The sequence below is a fragment of the Bacillus sp. GMa5/1 genome, from assembly GCF_050172015.1.
Classification (GTDB): Bacteria; Bacillota; Bacilli; order Bacillales; family Bacillaceae_G; genus Bacillus_A; species Bacillus_A cereus.
On the sequence record NZ_JBNLYC010000005.1, the window covers coordinates 70,912 to 88,333 of the forward strand.

Below are 17,422 nucleotides of genomic sequence, written 5' to 3' on the forward strand. Positions count from 1 at the left end.
ATAAATCCCCTATATTCATCGGCTGAATAACTTTTCTAAAAAAGTATAGTTTATCTATGCTTATTTCGTTATGGTTTTTCAGCTGGTGTATAAAATAGATTAAGGGGCCATAGACAATGCTTTGTCTATGGCCCTTTGTGTATATTATTCCGATGAGTCTTTACTATAAATTGGAGTAGTATAGGAAAAACCACGAAGCAGAGGGCTAGTGTCGAATGACGCTATCTCTCTGCTTTTTTTAATTTCAGGAAAAGAGGAATAAAAATGAGTTTACTTAAAGTTGAAAGTTTATCACATAGTTTTATAGATAAAGTATTATACGAAAATGCTTCTTTTGATTTGCATAAAGGGGAGCATATGGGAATTGTTGGACAGAATGGTGCAGGAAAAAGCACATTAATGAAAATATTGGTGGGGGAAATTATTCCTGATAAGGGAGACATAAAGTGGCAACCTAATATTCAAATTGGACATCTTGATCAATACGCAGAAATTGATGAGGGTTACACCATTTCACAATATTTAAAGAGAGCCTTTTATGATTTGTATGAAATGGAAAAGAGAATGAACAAGTTATATGAAGAAAGTGCGATGACTGGAGATGAAAATCAACTATTGAAAGCGGCAGAAATTCAAGGACTGCTCGAGGCTCGTGATTTTTATTCAGTAGATAGTATTACGAATAAGGTGGCAGCCGGTTTAGGTATTGATGTGATTGGGATGAATCGTGTGATTGGTGAATTAAGCGGAGGGCAGCGTGCAAAGGTAATTTTAGCGAAGCTCTTATTAGAAGAGCCTAATATTTTATTGCTAGATGAACCGACGAATTTTCTCGATAAGGAGCATGTGGAGTGGCTTGCTAATTATTTAATGAATTTTGAAGGAGCGTTTATTGTCGTATCACATGATTTTGATTTTCTGGAAAAGGTAACTTCTTGCATATGTGATGTAGAGTTCGGAACAGTTAAGAAGTATTACGGCAAATACTCAGATTTTGTAAGACAAAAGGAGCATTTGCGAAAAGATTATATTCGCCAATATTATGCACAGCAAAAGAAAATTGAAAAAACGGAAGAGTATATTCGTAGAAATATTGCTGGGGTGAATTCAAAAATAGCGCAAGGTCGTAGAAAACAATTACAGCGTATGGAAAGAATTGCGCCACCAAGTTTTACTCATAAACCGTCTATTCATTTTCAGGAACTTCCCATTTCAGTTCAGACAGTTCTTGAAGTAAATAATCTTGAAGTTGGTTACGACTTCGCTCTCTTACCAAAGTTGAATTTTTCAGTAATGGGTGGGCAAAAATTTGTCATTACAGGTTTCAATGGAGTAGGGAAATCTACTTTATTAAAAACAATCGTTGGAAATATTGCTAGTATTTCTGGAGAGTTTCACTTTTCAGAGCAAATAAAGATTGGATATTATGAGCAAGATTTAAATTGGAGCAATGATTCTTTAACGCCGCTTCAAATTATTTCAGAACAGTTTCCTAAACTGAATATGAAGGAAATACGCCATCATTTAGCTGCGTGTGGAGTGAAGGATACGCACGTTTCGCAAGAAATTCGTACGTTAAGTGGTGGTGAACAATCGAAGGTGAAACTGTGTGGATTATTACTATCACCTTGTAACTTCTTAATTTTAGATGAGCCGACAAATCATTTGGATGCAGAAGCGAAGGAAGCTTTGCAAAAGGCGTTAATTAAGTTTAAGGGCAGCATTATACTCGTATCTCACGAAGCAAGTTTTTATCTTGATTGGGCAGATAGCATCTTTCATATAGAGACGGGATTAGTTAAGGGGGTGTGAAACATATGAGTGAAAACAATTGGAAAACGAAAATTATATTATTTTTGACCGCTCAAACTATTTCGTTGTTCGGTTCCTCTCTCGTGCAATACGCAATTATATGGTATATCACCCTTACAACATCATCAGGAGTGATGTTGACTATTTCAACTGTTTGCGGTTTTCTACCACAAATTGCGATATCTTTGTTTGCAGGTGTTTGGATTGATCGTTATGACCGTAAAAAGATGATTATGTTATCGGATGGAATTATAGCGATTGCGACGTTAGTCTTAGCAATTTTATTTTTAACAGGATATAAAAGTATTTGGTTACTTTTTATTGTGTTACTCATTCGTTCAGCTGGAACAGGAGTACAAACGCCAGCTGTGAATGCATTAATTCCGCAAATCGTTCCGAAAGAGTATCTTATGAAAGTAAATGGAATAAATAGCAGTATTACATCTTTAATTATGTTTCTTTCTCCAGCAGCAAGTGCTGCGATTCTTTCTATTGCCAGCATTGAAACAACATTTTTTATTGATGTTATTACAGCTATGATTGGAATTAGTATTATGTTTGTCATTCATGTGGAAGGACATGTGAATGTAGAAAGTAAGCAAAAATCTAATCTACAAGGAATTAAAGAAGGGTTCACTTATTTAAAAGAAAATGTATTTATTAAAAGGCTAATCGTTTTATTGATTATCGTCATGATTTTAATAAGTCCAGCTGCTTTTTTAACACCTTTAATGGTAACTCGTTCTTTCGGGGCCGAAATGTGGAGACTTACTGCTAGTGAGATGACCTTTAGTGCGGGTGCGGCAGCTGGTGGCGTATTGATTGCAGCGTGGGGTGGTTTTCGTAATCGTATGCATACAACAGCGCTAGCTTGTGCATTATATGGACTGCTTATGATTGGACTCGGAATAGCACCGATATTTATTATGTATTTAGTCTTTAATTTTTTAATTGGTATAACAATGCCGTGCTTCAATACACCAGTTACTGTGTTATTGCAGGAGAAAGTAGAACCATCAATGCACGGACGGATGTTTAGCCTTGTACAAATTGCGAATTCATGCGCGCTTCCTTTAGGAATGATAATATTTGGTCCGTTGTCGGATATGTTTAGTGTAGAGATTTTGTTAATTTATGCTGGGATATTCGTGCTATTTTGCGCAATGTATATTGTATTAAGCAAGAGGTTTGAAGTGTAAATATTTATAATTTAGAAGGTTTGCGAAGTGATTTAAGATGCTTTGCAAACCTTTTTGTTGTTTGTTTAGTCAATAATTATTTATTGTTTAACGATAAATAATTATTGACTGTTAATTCTTTTTTAGATAATATGATGGTAAGAATCTAAGGGGAATTACATAAGTAGAGGAGAATGTGAAATGAAAAATAAATACGTAGTAGCTATTTCTTTCATGATTTTAGCGATTATTTCTTTAACGATACATGCTTCAAACAGTAAAGTAGGAGCGGATGGATTTCTTGAAGAACCTTTCTTTTTCCTAGTACCGATAAGTTATATATTGTTCCTTAGTGGTATTGGTATATTGCTATTTGGATTTATTACTTCAAAGCTGAAAAAGGGCAATAGATAGGGACAAAACACTCACTATGAAATAGAAACATACCATATGGAAGAAAAAGAATAAGTGAGATGAATCATGATGAATCATTATTTTTATAATGGTAGACAAGTAGGAGCTGCTATTACGCTGGCTGGGGCACAAGGGACAATTCATGCTGTGAATCAAGCTATTCAAATGCAGCAACAAGCATATTTTGCACAAATGATGCAAAGTCAGTATATGCCGTATTCACAACTTCCGATGCAAATTATACATTACGATGTAAATCCAGCTGGTTTATTTTCCATTCCATATGGCGGGACATATTTCTTATGAAAAAAAGCGACTCAATAGAGTCGCTTTTTTATATTCCGCCTAACTTCATTCCAAGGAAGGCAAAGGCGATACCAATTATGTAAGTAGCACTTAAATATAAAAGGAAGATGTATAGTTTTTTACGATTGAGAAGCTGAACAGATTCTAATTTAAACGTAGAAAATGTAGTGAATGCGCCCATAAATCCAGTACCTAATAATAGTTGCCAGCCTGTAGTGACTCCGTTGCCAATTATATACCCAAGTAAAAATGCCCCTGTTATATTAATAAGGAATGTAGCAATTGGAAATTGTGTTTTATTTCTTTTCTTAAACCAATTGCTAATTGCAAATCGTGTAATCGCACCGAAAAATCCTCCTGTTGCGACTAATAAAGCTTCTATCATGAGTAATCACCTTCTGTAAGAGATTTCTTAATTAAGAAATCTCCAAGTGTATAGCCAAGGCCAGACATAATGAGGCCACCAAGTATGCTGCATGATACATATAAGAAGGCTATGCTCCACTCAGAATGATTGATCAATTGCACAGTTTCTACACTAAATGTTGAAAAAGTCGTAAAGGAACCGATGAATCCAGTTCCGATGCCTGTGATAACCTCTGAAGGTAAGATGTTTAGCCGAGCGATATAAGTAGTTAGCCACGCTAAGAAAAAGCAACCGATTAAGTTAATGAGTAATGTTGCCAATGGAAATGAATGATGCCAAAATGTGTTGATATTAAGACCTAAATAATAACGAGAAAGAGCTCCTAATATACCAGCAATGCCAACGATAATATAAATCAATTTTCTCACCTCTTTAAATAGCTTGCTCAAAAAAATAGACTCCTACCAGTATCCATACTGGTAGGAGTCATTAGCTAAGCAGCGTTTATGGCGAACTCCATCGCCTATGATTATTACATATAGTGTACTAAATATACCGTTTAATTTCCAGTGAGGAGGAGGGTGTAACTTTTCTTTTTTTGATGTCTGAAGGCTTTTTAAGTAATTAAAATGGGATCGATTACTTATCAACTAAATATAGTGATATACGGTTTTAATTATGATAAAATGTTTCTTATGTGTGTCGTTTTGTTTTATTTGACTGAAAATAAAGAAAAATAAATTTGCGTGAAAAGGAGTCATTTATTTGAAGAAATTTTTAAAAATCGTATTTACATGTGTTTTAGTAGTAGCGGGCATTGTAGGAGGATTTCTAGCTTATATGACACTTACTAAAGAACAGCCTGCTGATGTTATAAGCTTGAAGGTAGAGAATAATAAGGAGCGCGTATTAGCGACTGGAAATGAGTTTAAAGTTACAACATTTAATATTGGATATGCTGGGTTAGATAAGGATCAAGATTTCTTTATGGATGGTGGAAAGGGATCTGGTTCAAGTAGTAAAGAGCAAACGGAAACTAATTTAAAGAATATGCTTTCGTTTTTACAAAATGAGAATAGTGATTTTGCACTATTACAAGAAGTTGATATAAAGTCACTTCGTTCATTTGATGTAAATGAACATGAATTTTTGAAAAAAGGATTACCTGATTATGTTTCGTCATTTGGCAAGAACTACGATACGAAATGGGTTCCAGTGCCAATAACAAATCCAATGGGATATGCGGAGGCTGGATTAAGTACGTTTTCTAAATACACTGTTCAAGAAGCGAAGAGGTTCCAGCTGCCTGGAATGGAGCCTTGGCCAAAGCGTTTGTTTGATTTAGATCGAGCAATTGTGGAATATAAAATTCCTGTTAATAATGGAAAACATGTTAGACTCGTAAATTTACATTTGTCTGCTTATGATGAAGGCGGGAAAATTAGAAAACAGCAAGTAGAGTATTTAAAAGAATATATGAACAAGCATTATGAAAATGGTGATTACGTAATAATGGGTGGAGATTGGAATCAATTGGTTTCGAACGCTCAATTAAGTGATCCGAAGTTCGTGAAAGAGCGTCCTGAGTGGTTAGTAGAGTTACCGAAGGACTTTACAGACGGTGGCTTTAAGTGGGCTGTAGATCCGTCTGTTATGACTGTAAGAGATGATGTAAAGAAATATGTAGAAGGTGAAAATTTCGTCACTATTATTGATGGCTTTATCGTTTCACCGAATGTAGAGATTGTAAATGTACAAGGGAAAGATTTAAAGTTTGAAAATAGCGATCATAACCCAGTAAGTGCGGTATTTAAACTGAAGTAATTGATATGTATAAGTAGAAGGTGGGGCTTCATATGGAGTGGTTAAAGAGGACTTATTTTTCTAACCTTGAGAAAGAATCACAGAAAAATCATTTATTACTGTTTATAACGATTTGTAGTTTCTTCCTTGGGATAATCGCAATTGGGTATTATGGATATATTTTTACAGAGAGAGCCATAGCATTTTGGATTTGTGGTATTTCTGTCGTTGCATTTGGAACGCTTTTTACTTTTATAAAAAGTATGGAATCAGCGTATAAATATATCATGACATTTATGTTGCTTACAATGTCTTACATTATGGTACAAGCTTTTAATGAAAGCCCGGCTATATTTCAAATGGTCTATTTTACATTAGCTGTTTCACTTATTTATTTAAGCGAGCGCCTCATTTTAATTATTGGCGGGGTAGCTGTTGTGATCACATTTATCCTTTGTAGCTATTGGCCGGAGCAATTTTTTGCTTATACAGCCTCATCTGAAGCTGCTAATTTCGCAAGTTTGTTAGCGATTGTAACAATCGCTATGTGGGGCGTCACGAAAATCGGTTCTAATCTGCTCCTTCGTTTAAGTGATGAGAAGCAAGAAGTAATGAGAAAAGCTCAGGAGTTAGAAGAGACGCAAAGACTTATTGAAGAAACAGTTGTGAAACTAGATAGTAATTTCAATCATTTAAGACAAAATATGAACACGTCGATGGAATCGATGAGTGAAATTAATTTTGCCTTTGAAGAAGTGGCAGTTGGTACGCAATCACAATCAGAGATGATGTATCGTTCGGTAGAAGTATTGAATGATATGGAGGGAAATATTGAGCAAATCATCTCTCAAGTAAGAACTGCATCGGCTCATGTGGATGAAAGCTTAGAAATTTCAAAAGGTAGTGTACATACTCTAAGAAATTTTGAAACTAACATGAGAAGTTTAAATGATGTTGTTTCACAGTCTGGAATTATATTTAGAGATTTAATGATGCAATCGAAACAAATTAATGAAATTGTAGATGTAATAACGAATATTTCAAGTCAGACGAGTTTGCTAGCTTTAAATGCAAATATTGAAGCTGCGAGGGCAGGCGAGCATGGAAAAGGTTTTGCTATTGTAGCGAGTGAAGTGTTAAAGCTTGCTGAAGAATCAAATCGTTCTGCGGGAAGAATTCAAGGGATTTTGAAGGAGTTTAGTAATCAAGCAAGTAAGGTAGAAGTGCAAGTAGAGAAGTCAGAAAGAGTGCAAGAAGAATGTAACGAGATGTTAGCAAGTGTTTTAACAAATGTAACTGATTTAGGGAAGTTTATTGATGCGATTAATAAAGTAATGCGAGAGGTTGTTGTTCATCAAGAAAGTTTCCAAGTTAAAACGACGAATATTGTAAAGGATGTTACGCATGCTTCTAACGTAATTCAGCAAACTTCTACAGCTACAGAAGAAGTGCTAGCGAGTGTGGAAGAAGAAAAACATCGAAATGATACGTCAGTGAAGACGTTACAAACTGTTAGCGAGCAAGTGAAGTTGTTAGAAGATATTTTAGAAAAGTAATATTGCTTAGAAAGAGCACGAGTGATGTGCTCTTTTTTCATTGAAACGAATACTTGATAGGAATTTAATTGCTTTTCTGCGCGTTTTCTGCCAAGCTTAAGGAGATAAAGTGAGACTAGTACATACTGATTATTAGCCCTCACCAATCAAGCTATCCGCAAATAGCGGAATAAAATACTTCAAAGAAAGAATTATATAGGTGACGCATATGATCGAAGTTAAGACTTCTGAACTTAGTGATGGAGAATTTAATAGAGGTGTATTTGCAACTCGTGATATTAAAAAGGGTGAGTTGATACACGCAGCACCAGTTATCTCTTATCCGAATGAACAGCATGAACATATTGAGAAAACGTTACTTGCTGATTACGCATTCGAGTATGGAATCAATCATACGGCAATCCTTTTAGGATATGGTATGTTATTTAATCATTCATATACACCGAATGCAACGTATGACATCGTTTTTGAGAATCATACATTTAACTTCTATGCTTATAAAGATATAAAAGCAGGAGAAGAAATTTTAATCAATTATAATGGTGAAGTTGATAACGATGAGCTGTTATGGTTTGATAAAGAAAAAGAAGAGAACGAAAAGTAATATAAAGAGTATAGAAAGAGTATAGAAAGAGTATAGAAAGAGCACATTCTGTGGGATGTGCTCTTTTTTATTGATGTAAATAAAGTAAAAAGTACAAAAAAATACCACTTTCTTTTTGTGTGGTATAGTAAGATACTGAGGGATAGTGTTTTGAAAAAGTCATATATTTTACAAATTGTTGTCTTTCTGATGACATGTCAAGTTTAGTAGTCCATTTGGGTTGCTTTATTATGCAATATATATTTTAATATGAGTGGCACCTCTTATAAATTAAGAGGTTTATAGGTGTCTCGAATTGATTTTGGGTACACTGTATCCACCACTTTAGGTTCTTTCATGTACGTGGGGATATTATGGGCCCGTATAACGGGATAAAATGAATATAGAAATAGAGGAATCGTAAAATGAATATGCAAGAGGTTTATAAATATTTAAGTACGGTATTGCCTGAAGGACATGTTAAACAAGATGAAATGTTAAAGAATCATACGCATATTAAGGTTGGCGGAAAAGCAGATGTTTTCGTTGCGCCTACAAATTATGATGAAATTCAAGAAGTTATCAAATATGCGAACGAATATAATATTCCAGTTACGTTTTTAGGAAATGGATCAAATGTCATTATTAAAGATGGTGGAATTCGCGGAATTACAGTAAGTTTAATTCACATTACAGGTGTTACTGTAACAGGAACGACGATTGTAGCACAGTGCGGTGCGGCAATTATTGATGTATCACGTATTGCACTAGAACATAACTTAACGGGTCTTGAGTTTGCTTGTGGTATTCCAGGTTCAGTTGGCGGAGCATTATATATGAATGCTGGTGCATACGGCGGTGAAATTTCGTTTGTATTAACAGAAGCTGTCGTAATGACAGGTGATGGAGAGCTACGTACTTTGACGAAAGAAGCATTTGAATTTGGATATCGTAAGAGTGTATTTGCGAACAACCATTACATTATTCTTGAAGCGAGATTTGAACTTGAAGAAGGTGTACATGAAGAAATTAAAGCCAAAATGGATGATTTAACGTTTAAACGTGAGTCAAAACAGCCTCTAGAATATCCTTCATGTGGTAGCGTATTTAAGCGCCCACCAAATAACTTTGCTGGTAAGTTAATTCAAGACTCAGGACTACAAGGTAAGCGAATTGGTGGAGTAGAAGTTTCTTTAAAACACGCTGGATTTATGGTGAATGTTGATAACGGAACAGCACAAGATTACATCGATTTAATTCACTTCGTACAAAAGACAGTTGAAGAGAAATTTGGCGTGAAGTTGGAGCGAGAAGTAAGGATTATTGGAGAAGATAAAGAATAACGAAATACGTATGAAGATATGAATTATTTTAAAATAACATTTGGGTATTGTTGACAATTTGTTTTCAATTCAATATAATGGCTAATAATTTAACAAATAACATACGTTGAAAGAGCCCAGTAGCAGTTTGTCACTGTTAACGAGAGAGCTAGGGGTTGCTGGAACCTAGCACAAACAAACTTGCGAATTACACTCTGGAGTATCTTAGGTAATGCTAAGCGGACTAGCAATCGATATTATTGCTAAGAGTGGTATGAGTAGCTATGCTATTTATGCAAACTGGGTGGTAACACGGTGAATAATCGTCCCTATGTCTATCGTAGACATAGGGGCTTTTTTGTTTTTAAAAAATAAAGGGGATGACAAAAGATGAATATTATTGATGAATTAGAATGGCGCGGCGCCGTTAATCAGCAGACTGACGAAGAAGGCTTACGTAAGCTAGTAGAAGAGAAAAAGATTTCACTATACTGCGGAGTTGATCCAACTGGTGATAGTATGCATATCGGACATTTGATTCCGTTTATGATGATGAAGAGATTCCAATTAGCTGGCCATCATCCTGTTATTTTAATTGGCGGGGCAACAGGAACAATTGGTGATCCGAGTGGACGACAATCAGAGCGTCAACTTCAAACGTTAGAAGTGGTTCAGCATAATGTAGATGCGTTAACAGCACAAATGAAAAAGCTATTTGATTTTGGTGGAAATAGCGAAGTGAAGATGGTAAATAACTATGATTGGACACATGAAATAAATATTATTGAGTTTTTACGTGATTACGGGAAAAACTTTAGCATCAATAGCATGTTAGCGAAGGATATTGTAGCAAGCCGTTTAGATACAGGTATTTCTTTCACAGAATTCACGTACCAAATTTTGCAAGCGATGGACTTCCACCATTTATACACGAAAGAGGATGTTCAACTTCAAATTGGTGGCAGTGACCAATGGGGAAATATTACGAGTGGTTTAGATTTAATTCGTAAGTTAGAAGGTCATGAGGCGAAAGTATTCGGATTAACGATTCCGTTATTATTAAAATCGGACGGTACGAAGTTTGGTAAATCAGCGGGTGGTGCGGTTTGGCTTGATCCTGAAAAAACGACACCGTTTGAATTTTACCAGTTCTGGGTAAATACAGATGACCGTGACGTAATTAAATACTTGAAATACTTTACGTTCTTAACGAAAGAGCGTATTGATGAATTAGCAACGAAGGTAGAAACAGAGCCTCATAAACGTGAAGCGCAAAAAGTGTTAGCGGAAGAAATGACGAAATTTGTTCATGGAGAAGAGGCGTTCCTGCAAGCTGAGAAAATTACAGCAGCGTTATTTAGCGGAGATATTAAATCGTTAACAGCTGATGAAATTGAACAAGGCTTTAAAGAAATGCCAACATTCCAGTCTTCAAAAGAGACGAAAAACATCGTAGAGTGGCTAGTCGATTTAGGGATTGAACCATCTAGACGACAAGCACGCGAGGACATTAATAATGGTGCGATTTCTATGAATGGTGAGAAAGTAACAGATGTGGGTACAGATGTTACTGTAGAAAATTCATTTGATGGAAGATTTATTATTATTCGTAAAGGGAAGAAGAACTACAGTCTTGTGAAATTAGGATAATAAGTAAGGCTGGAAAATATATCGGCGATTTTTCGAATATATCGACCGTAACTCAAATTATATCGGCGATTTTCGAAATATATCAGCGCAAATCCGAATATATCAGCGATTTTCCCAATATATCGATTTACCGACAAAAAGCGACAATAAGAGCTGTTCCGAACGGGACAGCTTTCATTATAAAAAGTCAGTATATTTAGATAAATTTAAAGGGTATATAATTTTTTTGACGAATAAATAAGTTAGAGAAAATTACGGATAAAAAATAGCCCGAACCATGCAGGGCATGATTCGGGCTTATATTCAGATTAGTAAGCTAAGCTGAATAGACCTTTAATGTGTGATAAGTAACGAACGTTACTTGCTTCTTTCATTAATGATGCTGGTAAGCCTTTAAGTGGAGTATTACTTGCTCCAATTGTAGCAACCGCATCTTTACGTCCTAGACTAGCAAGTGTTCCAGAGTTTACAGGTGCGAACTCTTCCAATGCTTTGCCTTCTAGTGCTGCGTATAAGTTGTATCCAATTAACTCACCCATTTGCCAAGCGATTTGTGCAGTTGGTGGGTATGGACGTCCGTCTGGAGCGAAGACAACAGCGCTGTCTCCAGCAACGAATACGTCTTTGTGAGAAGTAGATTGTAGGTATGCATCAACTGTTGCACGTCCACGGTTAACTTCAAGACCTGATTCACCGATTAATGGGTTACCTTGTACGCCGCCTGTCCAAACGAATGTGTTAGCAACAAGTTTTTGACCGTCTTTTAAGTCGATTTCATTGCCAGCAACGTTTGTTACAGGAAGACCAGTTAAGAATGTAACACCGCGTGCTTCTAGGCTAGTAGTTGCACGTTCGATTAAGTGGTCTGGTAATACTGGAAGGATTTTTGGACCTGCTTCAACAAGAAGAAGTTTCACTTCTTTTGGATTTACGCCGTGGCTTTTTGCAAGTTTAGGCATAATGTCAGCAAGCTCACCAACTAGCTCAACGCCAGTTAATCCGCCACCACCGATTACGATTGTAGCATCAGCTTCGTTTTTCGTTTTCGCGTATTCACGAATACGGTCTTCAACGTGTTTGTAGATTTTGTTTGCATCAGCAGCAGATTTTAATACCATGCTGTTTTCTTCTAGTCCTGGAATACCGAAGTAAGCAGTTTTACTTCCTAAAGCAACTACAAGTGCATCGTAAGATAAAGTAGTGCCACCAGCTAGTTTGATTTCTTTGCTATCAACTGAGAATGACTCAACTGTTGCGATTTTAAGATCGATGTCTTTCCCTTTGAAAAGCTTTGTAAGTGGCATTGCAACTGCTTGCTCAGACACGTTACCAGCTGCAAGGCGGTGTAGTTCAGTGATGATTTGGTGTGTTGGGTATTGGTTAATCACTGTAACTTGTGCTTCTGATTTGCTGTAATATTTACGTACGTTTAAAGCGGCAAGAAGACCGCCATAACCAGCGCCTAAGATGACAATTTGTTTTGACATAGTATGATATCCCCCGTCTTTACTAATTGTTGTTATAAGTTAAATTATTTATTGTTACGTTCTGCACTAATTTGAAGATATGCGTTCACAAAGCGGAACATTTTTTGTGCTTGTGGATCTTTTAGTAATTTTAACAGACCGAATAGGCCGATAACTTCGTTGCTTTCTTCAGCACGATCTTTCGCTTCGATTGCAGTTGCAGCCATGCTTTTCACTGTATCTTTTACAGGTTCTACAAGCTCTGTAATTGCACCAACAGTGTCGCTTTTTAATACTTCATCAGTAGCAACAGTTTGAGCGAAGTCATAAGACTTAGTTAAAATGTTAACAAGCTCAGTTAATTTTGGAAGCTGTTCTACTAGTGTTGTTAATGATTCTTGTACCTCAGGTTTTAACAACTGATCAAGTACATCAAGTTGTCCTTGGCTAGCAGAAATTTGTACAGTTTCTTGTTCTGGCTTTGTTTGAGTCATAGTTTCTGGCATCTCCAATTCTCCTTTACGATAGCAATACTCTTATTTTTTATAAGTAAGATAGTAAACGTTTACGAAACTTTATACAAAGTTTCACAAAACACAATAAAATGCCTTTAAATTTATGACAGCAAGTAAGCTGCAAACATAAATCTAAAACCATAACGTCTTACTTATTATTTATGAACTGTCCGATACATGGCTTGTCCGCATAATGGAAAAGCTCCGTTACCGGAAAGTGTATATAATATATATCCTATATTATATACTATATACACCTATGTTAACATAAAAATGATTCCTAATTATTTGATATTGAGTGTATAACGTAGTGCTGACAAGGTATGAAAGCGTATAAAATATTTTGTTCCAGTTAGAAATGTATATACATATAAAGAAAAAAAGGAAAAAATGAACAAATTCATGTTCGTTTTTTCCTTTTTCCTATTATTCACCTTCTACAATTAGCATCGATGTGTTACCGCTTTTTTCAAGATGGCATTCGCCCCAAGTACAAAGAGAATCAAGAATGGACTCTAAAGACCAACCGTATTCTGTAAGTGAATATTCTACTTTTGGTGGTACTTGATTGTATACCTTTCTTTGAATAACCCCATCGTCTTCTAATTCACGTAATTGCTGAGTTAACATTTTTTGTGTAATCCCAGGCATTAAACGTTTTAGTTCACTCGTTCTTTTTGTGCCTTTCGTTAGATGACAAAGGATAACAACCTTCCATTTTCCACCGATAACCTCTAAAGTCGCTTCAACGGGAATATTATATTTCTTCATATAAAAATCTCCTTTGATGAATGTAGATTTAAGTTCTCCAACAAAAGAAGCTAAATAATTAAATGTTACTAAAAAGTGCCTATAGCACTTTAAAGTACGTACTTTTTATCATGTTGAATATGTTCCATAATAGCATACGTAAGAGGGAAATGAGTAGTACGGTACTAAAAAGTGCCTATGTTACTTTTAGGTACCTATCGTACTTTTAAGTGCGTTCTTCAAAAAAAGAGTAAAGCCATTCATAATAGCGTATATCAAAAGTAAAGATATTTTTGTAGAAGATAAAAAGGCCTTTTTATCATACTATTATGATTGGATTTCTCGCATTAAGGAGGAGTTCAATTGAATTCATATACAGTATCTTCTTCGGTTATGCAGACGAATCGGAGAAGTATGTTTGCTTTATTAGCACTAGCAATTAGTGCGTTTGGAATTGGTACAACTGAATTTATTAGTGTCGGCTTATTACCATCTATCTCAGAGGATTTACATGTTTCTGTTACAACAGCGGGGTTAACTGTTTCTTTATATGCATTAGGAGTAGCGTTTGGTGCTCCAGTATTAACGTCATTAACAGCTAGTATGTCGCGAAAGACGTTATTAATGTGGATTATGATTATTTTCATTATTGGTAATGGAATTGCGGCGGTAGCAACAAGTTTTACTGTGTTACTTATTGCGAGGGTTGTATCTGCATTTGCGCATGGTGTTTTTATGTCAATTGGATCTACAATTGCGGCTGCGCTTGTACCTGAGAATAAACGTGCAAGTGCAATAGCATTTATGTTTACTGGTTTAACTGTTGCGACTATTACAGGTGTACCAATTGGAACATTTATCGGTCAACAATTTGGCTGGAGGGCCTCGTTTATTGTTATTGTGGCCATTGGAATCGTTGCTTTAATCGCCAATAGTATGCTAATTCCTTCTAATTTAAAAAAAGGTACGTCTGTATCATTTCGCGATCAATTTAAGCTGATTAAGAATGGAAGACTGTTACTTGTATTTATTATTACTGCATTAGGATACGGGGGAACGTTCGTAACATTTACGTATTTATCTCCGTTATTACAAGAAGTAACAGGATTTAAAGCAAGTACCGTTACAATTATTTTGTTAGTATACGGAATTGCAATTGCGATTGGGAATATGGTCGGGGGAAAATTATCAAATCATAATCCGATTCGAGCGTTATTTTACATGTTCTTTATTCAAGCGATTGTATTATTTGTTTTAACATTTACAGCGCCATTTAAAGTCGCTGGGTTCATCACAATTATTTTCATGGGACTATTCGCATTTATGAATGTTCCAGGGCTACAAGTGTATGTTGTTATATTAGCTGAGAGGTTTGTACCTAGCGCTGTTGATGTAGCATCGGCGATTAACATTGCAGCATTTAACGCAGGAATTGCTCTTGGTGCTTACTTGGGCGGTATTGTAACGAACTCGTTAGGATTAATTCATACGGCTTGGGTAGGTGGAATTATGGTAGTAGGTGCTGTTGTTTTAACTGCGTGGAGTATGACATTAGAAAAAAGAGATCAAGTAAAATAAAAGGAGAGAAAATAAAATGAAAAACTTACAAAGTAAAACAGTATTAAATAATGGTGTAGAAATGCCTTGGTTCGGTTTAGGTGTATTTAAAGTAGAGGATGGACCAGAACTTGTAGAAGCAGTGAAATCGGCGATTAAAGCAGGATACCGCAGCATTGATACAGCTGCAATTTACGGAAATGAAAAAGCTGTAGGTGAAGGAATTCGCGCAGGTATAAAAGAAGCAGGCATTTCTCGTGAAGATTTATTCATTACTTCAAAAGTGTGGAATTCGGATCAAGGATATGAAACGACACTTGCTGCATATGAAGAAAGCTTAAAAAAATTAGAGCTGGATTATTTAGATTTATACCTTGTTCATTGGCCTGTAGAAGGGAAATACAAAGATACGTGGAGAGCGTTAGAAACACTTTATAAAGAAAAACGCGTACGTGCAATTGGGGTAAGTAATTTCCAAATTCATCACTTACAAGATGTAATGAAAGATGCAGAAATTAAACCAATGATTAACCAAGTAGAATACCACCCTCGTTTAACACAAAAAGAATTACAAGCTTTCTGTAAAGAACAAGGTATTCAAATGGAAGCATGGTCACCATTAATGCAAGGTCAATTATTAGATAATGAAAAATTACAAGAAATTGCTGAGAAACACGGTAAAACAACAGCGCAAGTTATTTTACGTTGGGATCTTCAAAATGGAGTAATCACTATTCCAAAATCAACGAAAGAACACCGCATTATTGCAAATGCCGATATATTTAATTTCGAATTAACGAAAGAAGATATGGAAAAAATGGATGCGTTAAATCAAAATCACCGTGTTGGTCCAGATCCTGATAACTTCGATTTCTAAGATTAAAGTAAGAAAGAAGAGTGCGTAAAAGCACTCTTTTTTTGTGCATAAAAATAGTTTCTAAATAAATACTACTTAGTATTAAGTTTGTGATAAGGGGCTGTAAACATGAATATAAAGCAATCGTTCAAGATTTTAGCTATGTTTTTAAGTGTTTTATTTGTGTTATTCCCGCTTCAAAAAGCATTTGCAGAAGTTATGGACCATACAAAGTATGAAATGAATTGGAGTTATAGTAAGTCAAAGAAGAAACCAATTCGAACAGAGCTTATTAAAACCGCAGATGGCAAAATTGCTTTTTGCTTAAATGTAGATTTGAAATCTCCAAGCGGTCAAGATTTACCGGAAATGGGGAAAGTGGATATTAACGTATACCGTGTACTATTGAATGGATATCCACAAAAGAGTCCACAAGAATTAGGTGTTTCTGATTGGAGAGAAGCACATTACGCAACGCAGCTTGCAGTGTGGAATGCGTTAAAACAAATCGATATTAATGATTTAGATTTCCGCAATAAAAATGTAGAGAAAGTAACGAAAGACATCGTTGCAAAAGCAAGCGCTAGTGAAGAGTTACAAGAAATTACGATGAGTGTAACTCCTACAGAAGAACAAGAAGCAGTATTAAAAAATGATTTCTTTGAAACAGGTTTATATACAGTAGAAACAAATGCAAAAAGCGGAACGTATAAAGTGCAAGCAACAGGTGCACCAGCGGGCGTGAAATTTGCAAATGAAAAAGGCGAAACAAAAACAGAATTTAATGTAGGAGAAAAGTTCCGCATTTTAATTCCGAAACAAACACCAGCTGGTGGATTTAGCTTTAAAGTATCAGGAAATTTAACGAAATTACAAGGGATTGCGCATAAAGGTACACCGACTATTCAAAATGCAGTAGTATTACTTGAGCGTAGTGAAGAAAAAACAAGTCCAGAGTTAGCGGTAAGTTGGAAAAAGGCTGAGGCTCCAAATAAACCAAATAAGCCATATACTCCAAATGAACCGCATAAACCGAATCAAAAGAGATAATGAAAAAGCATTGGCATATGCCAATGCTTTTTCATATTAATTCTTTAAAGGTATATCAAGATAATAATTAATCGAGTGAAACACTATTTTAACGTTTTAAAAAGTATTTAAAAATAATAAAATGTGACAAAATCTAAACGTTACAATAAATAGATTTTATTCACGAAATTGTAACATTATTCTAATTAGAGAGGCTATCAAACAAAGTGTAAAGCGTGTAAAATTCATTTGGAAAAA

The 17,422-nt window shown here is 35.5% G+C and carries 17 protein-coding genes, 1 riboswitch and 1 other annotated feature; of the genes, 12 read left to right on the plus strand and 5 right to left on the minus strand.

Annotation, left to right across the window (positions count from 1 at the left end):
- The first annotated feature begins 264 nt into the window (after positions 1–264).
- The 4 genes from ACQGSG_RS02600 to ACQGSG_RS02615 all read left to right on the plus strand — a co-directional run bounded on the left by ACQGSG_RS02600 (position 265) and on the right by ACQGSG_RS02615 (position 3,710).
- Positions 265–1,812 carry an ABC-F family ATP-binding cassette domain-containing protein gene (locus ACQGSG_RS02600; protein WP_098219161.1) on the plus strand — a complete coding sequence of 516 codons (1,548 nt, stop codon included), beginning with the start codon at positions 265–267 and terminating at the stop codon, positions 1,810–1,812.
- Between the two features lie 5 nt (positions 1,813–1,817).
- Positions 1,818–3,011 (plus strand): MFS transporter, encoded by a 1,194-nt coding sequence (locus tag ACQGSG_RS02605; protein ID WP_001293750.1) that lies wholly within the window; start codon positions 1,818–1,820, stop codon positions 3,009–3,011.
- Positions 3,012–3,191: 180 nt separating this feature from the next.
- Positions 3,192–3,404 carry a DUF3955 domain-containing protein gene (locus tag ACQGSG_RS02610; protein ID WP_000792610.1) on the plus strand — a complete coding sequence of 71 codons (213 nt, stop codon included), beginning with the start codon at positions 3,192–3,194 and terminating at the stop codon, positions 3,402–3,404.
- A gap of 66 nt (positions 3,405–3,470) precedes the next feature.
- Entirely contained in the window at positions 3,471–3,710 is a 240-nt protein-coding gene (locus tag ACQGSG_RS02615; RefSeq protein ID WP_098877234.1) for a DUF3947 family protein, read from the plus strand.
- A gap of 28 nt (positions 3,711–3,738) precedes the next feature.
- On the opposite strand, the gene crcB (ACQGSG_RS02620) is transcribed toward ACQGSG_RS02615, so the two are convergent.
- Both crcB (ACQGSG_RS02620) and crcB (ACQGSG_RS02625) read right to left on the minus strand, forming a co-directional pair.
- The gene (crcB, locus tag ACQGSG_RS02620) at positions 3,739–4,095 is read right to left on the minus strand and encodes a fluoride efflux transporter CrcB (RefSeq protein WP_000568580.1); all 357 of its coding nucleotides are present in this window, start codon (positions 4,093–4,095) and stop codon (positions 3,739–3,741) included.
- Positions 4,092–4,496: a fluoride efflux transporter CrcB gene (gene crcB, locus ACQGSG_RS02625; protein WP_000639312.1), complete on the minus strand. Its 405-nt coding sequence runs from the start codon at positions 4,494–4,496 to the stop codon at positions 4,092–4,094. Before crcB (ACQGSG_RS02625) ends, crcB (ACQGSG_RS02620) begins: the two co-directional genes overlap by 4 nt.
- Positions 4,497–4,550: 54 nt before the next feature.
- Positions 4,551–4,610: riboswitch (Fluoride riboswitch) on the minus strand.
- Between the two features lie 232 nt (positions 4,611–4,842).
- Here crcB (ACQGSG_RS02625) and ACQGSG_RS02630 point away from each other — a divergent pair.
- The 5 genes from ACQGSG_RS02630 to tyrS all read left to right on the plus strand — a co-directional run bounded on the left by ACQGSG_RS02630 (position 4,843) and on the right by tyrS (position 10,991).
- Complete coding sequence (locus ACQGSG_RS02630) at positions 4,843–5,901, plus strand: endonuclease/exonuclease/phosphatase family protein (RefSeq protein WP_000714051.1); 1,059 nt, start codon at positions 4,843–4,845, stop codon at positions 5,899–5,901.
- A gap of 32 nt (positions 5,902–5,933) precedes the next feature.
- The gene (locus ACQGSG_RS02635; RefSeq protein ID WP_098877235.1) at positions 5,934–7,436 is read left to right on the plus strand and encodes a DUF4077 domain-containing protein; all 1,503 of its coding nucleotides are present in this window, start codon (positions 5,934–5,936) and stop codon (positions 7,434–7,436) included.
- A 208-nt stretch (positions 7,437–7,644) separates the two neighbouring features.
- Positions 7,645–8,040: an SET domain-containing protein gene (locus ACQGSG_RS02640; protein WP_000573649.1), complete on the plus strand. Its 396-nt coding sequence runs from the start codon at positions 7,645–7,647 to the stop codon at positions 8,038–8,040.
- Between the two features lie 404 nt (positions 8,041–8,444).
- Positions 8,445–9,362 carry a UDP-N-acetylmuramate dehydrogenase gene (gene murB, locus ACQGSG_RS02645; protein WP_001057107.1) on the plus strand — a complete coding sequence of 306 codons (918 nt, stop codon included), beginning with the start codon at positions 8,445–8,447 and terminating at the stop codon, positions 9,360–9,362.
- Positions 9,363–9,459: 97 nt separating this feature from the next.
- Positions 9,460–9,675: a binding site (T-box leader), on the plus strand.
- A 56-nt stretch (positions 9,676–9,731) separates the two neighbouring features.
- Positions 9,732–10,991, plus strand: coding sequence for a tyrosine--tRNA ligase (tyrS, locus tag ACQGSG_RS02650; protein WP_001021098.1), 1,260 nt, complete (start codon positions 9,732–9,734; stop codon positions 10,989–10,991).
- A 308-nt stretch (positions 10,992–11,299) separates the two neighbouring features.
- Here the strand turns inward: tyrS and ACQGSG_RS02655 are convergent, their stop codons facing one another.
- The 3 genes from ACQGSG_RS02655 to ACQGSG_RS02665 form a co-directional block, all read right to left on the minus strand.
- Positions 11,300–12,478: an NAD(P)/FAD-dependent oxidoreductase gene (locus tag ACQGSG_RS02655; RefSeq protein WP_000043203.1), complete on the minus strand. Its 1,179-nt coding sequence runs from the start codon at positions 12,476–12,478 to the stop codon at positions 11,300–11,302.
- Positions 12,479–12,522: 44 nt separating this feature from the next.
- Positions 12,523–12,963, minus strand: coding sequence for a DUF1641 domain-containing protein (locus ACQGSG_RS02660; protein ID WP_001115311.1), 441 nt, complete (start codon positions 12,961–12,963; stop codon positions 12,523–12,525).
- Positions 12,964–13,398: 435 nt separating this feature from the next.
- Complete coding sequence (locus ACQGSG_RS02665; protein ID WP_000760475.1) at positions 13,399–13,743, minus strand: winged helix-turn-helix transcriptional regulator; 345 nt, start codon at positions 13,741–13,743, stop codon at positions 13,399–13,401.
- 372 nt (positions 13,744–14,115) lie between these two features.
- Here ACQGSG_RS02665 and ACQGSG_RS02670 point away from each other — a divergent pair, with 372 nt between their 5' ends.
- The 3 genes from ACQGSG_RS02670 to ACQGSG_RS02680 all read left to right on the plus strand — a co-directional run bounded on the left by ACQGSG_RS02670 (position 14,116) and on the right by ACQGSG_RS02680 (position 17,185).
- Entirely contained in the window at positions 14,116–15,300 is a 1,185-nt protein-coding gene (locus ACQGSG_RS02670) for an MFS transporter (protein WP_165851662.1), read from the plus strand.
- A gap of 16 nt (positions 15,301–15,316) precedes the next feature.
- Positions 15,317–16,156 carry an aldo/keto reductase gene (locus ACQGSG_RS02675; RefSeq protein WP_098877237.1) on the plus strand — a complete coding sequence of 280 codons (840 nt, stop codon included), beginning with the start codon at positions 15,317–15,319 and terminating at the stop codon, positions 16,154–16,156.
- Between the two features lie 108 nt (positions 16,157–16,264).
- Positions 16,265–17,185 (plus strand): thioester domain-containing protein, encoded by a 921-nt coding sequence (locus tag ACQGSG_RS02680; protein WP_001022514.1) that lies wholly within the window; start codon positions 16,265–16,267, stop codon positions 17,183–17,185.
- Positions 17,186–17,422: the final 237 nt, after the last annotated feature.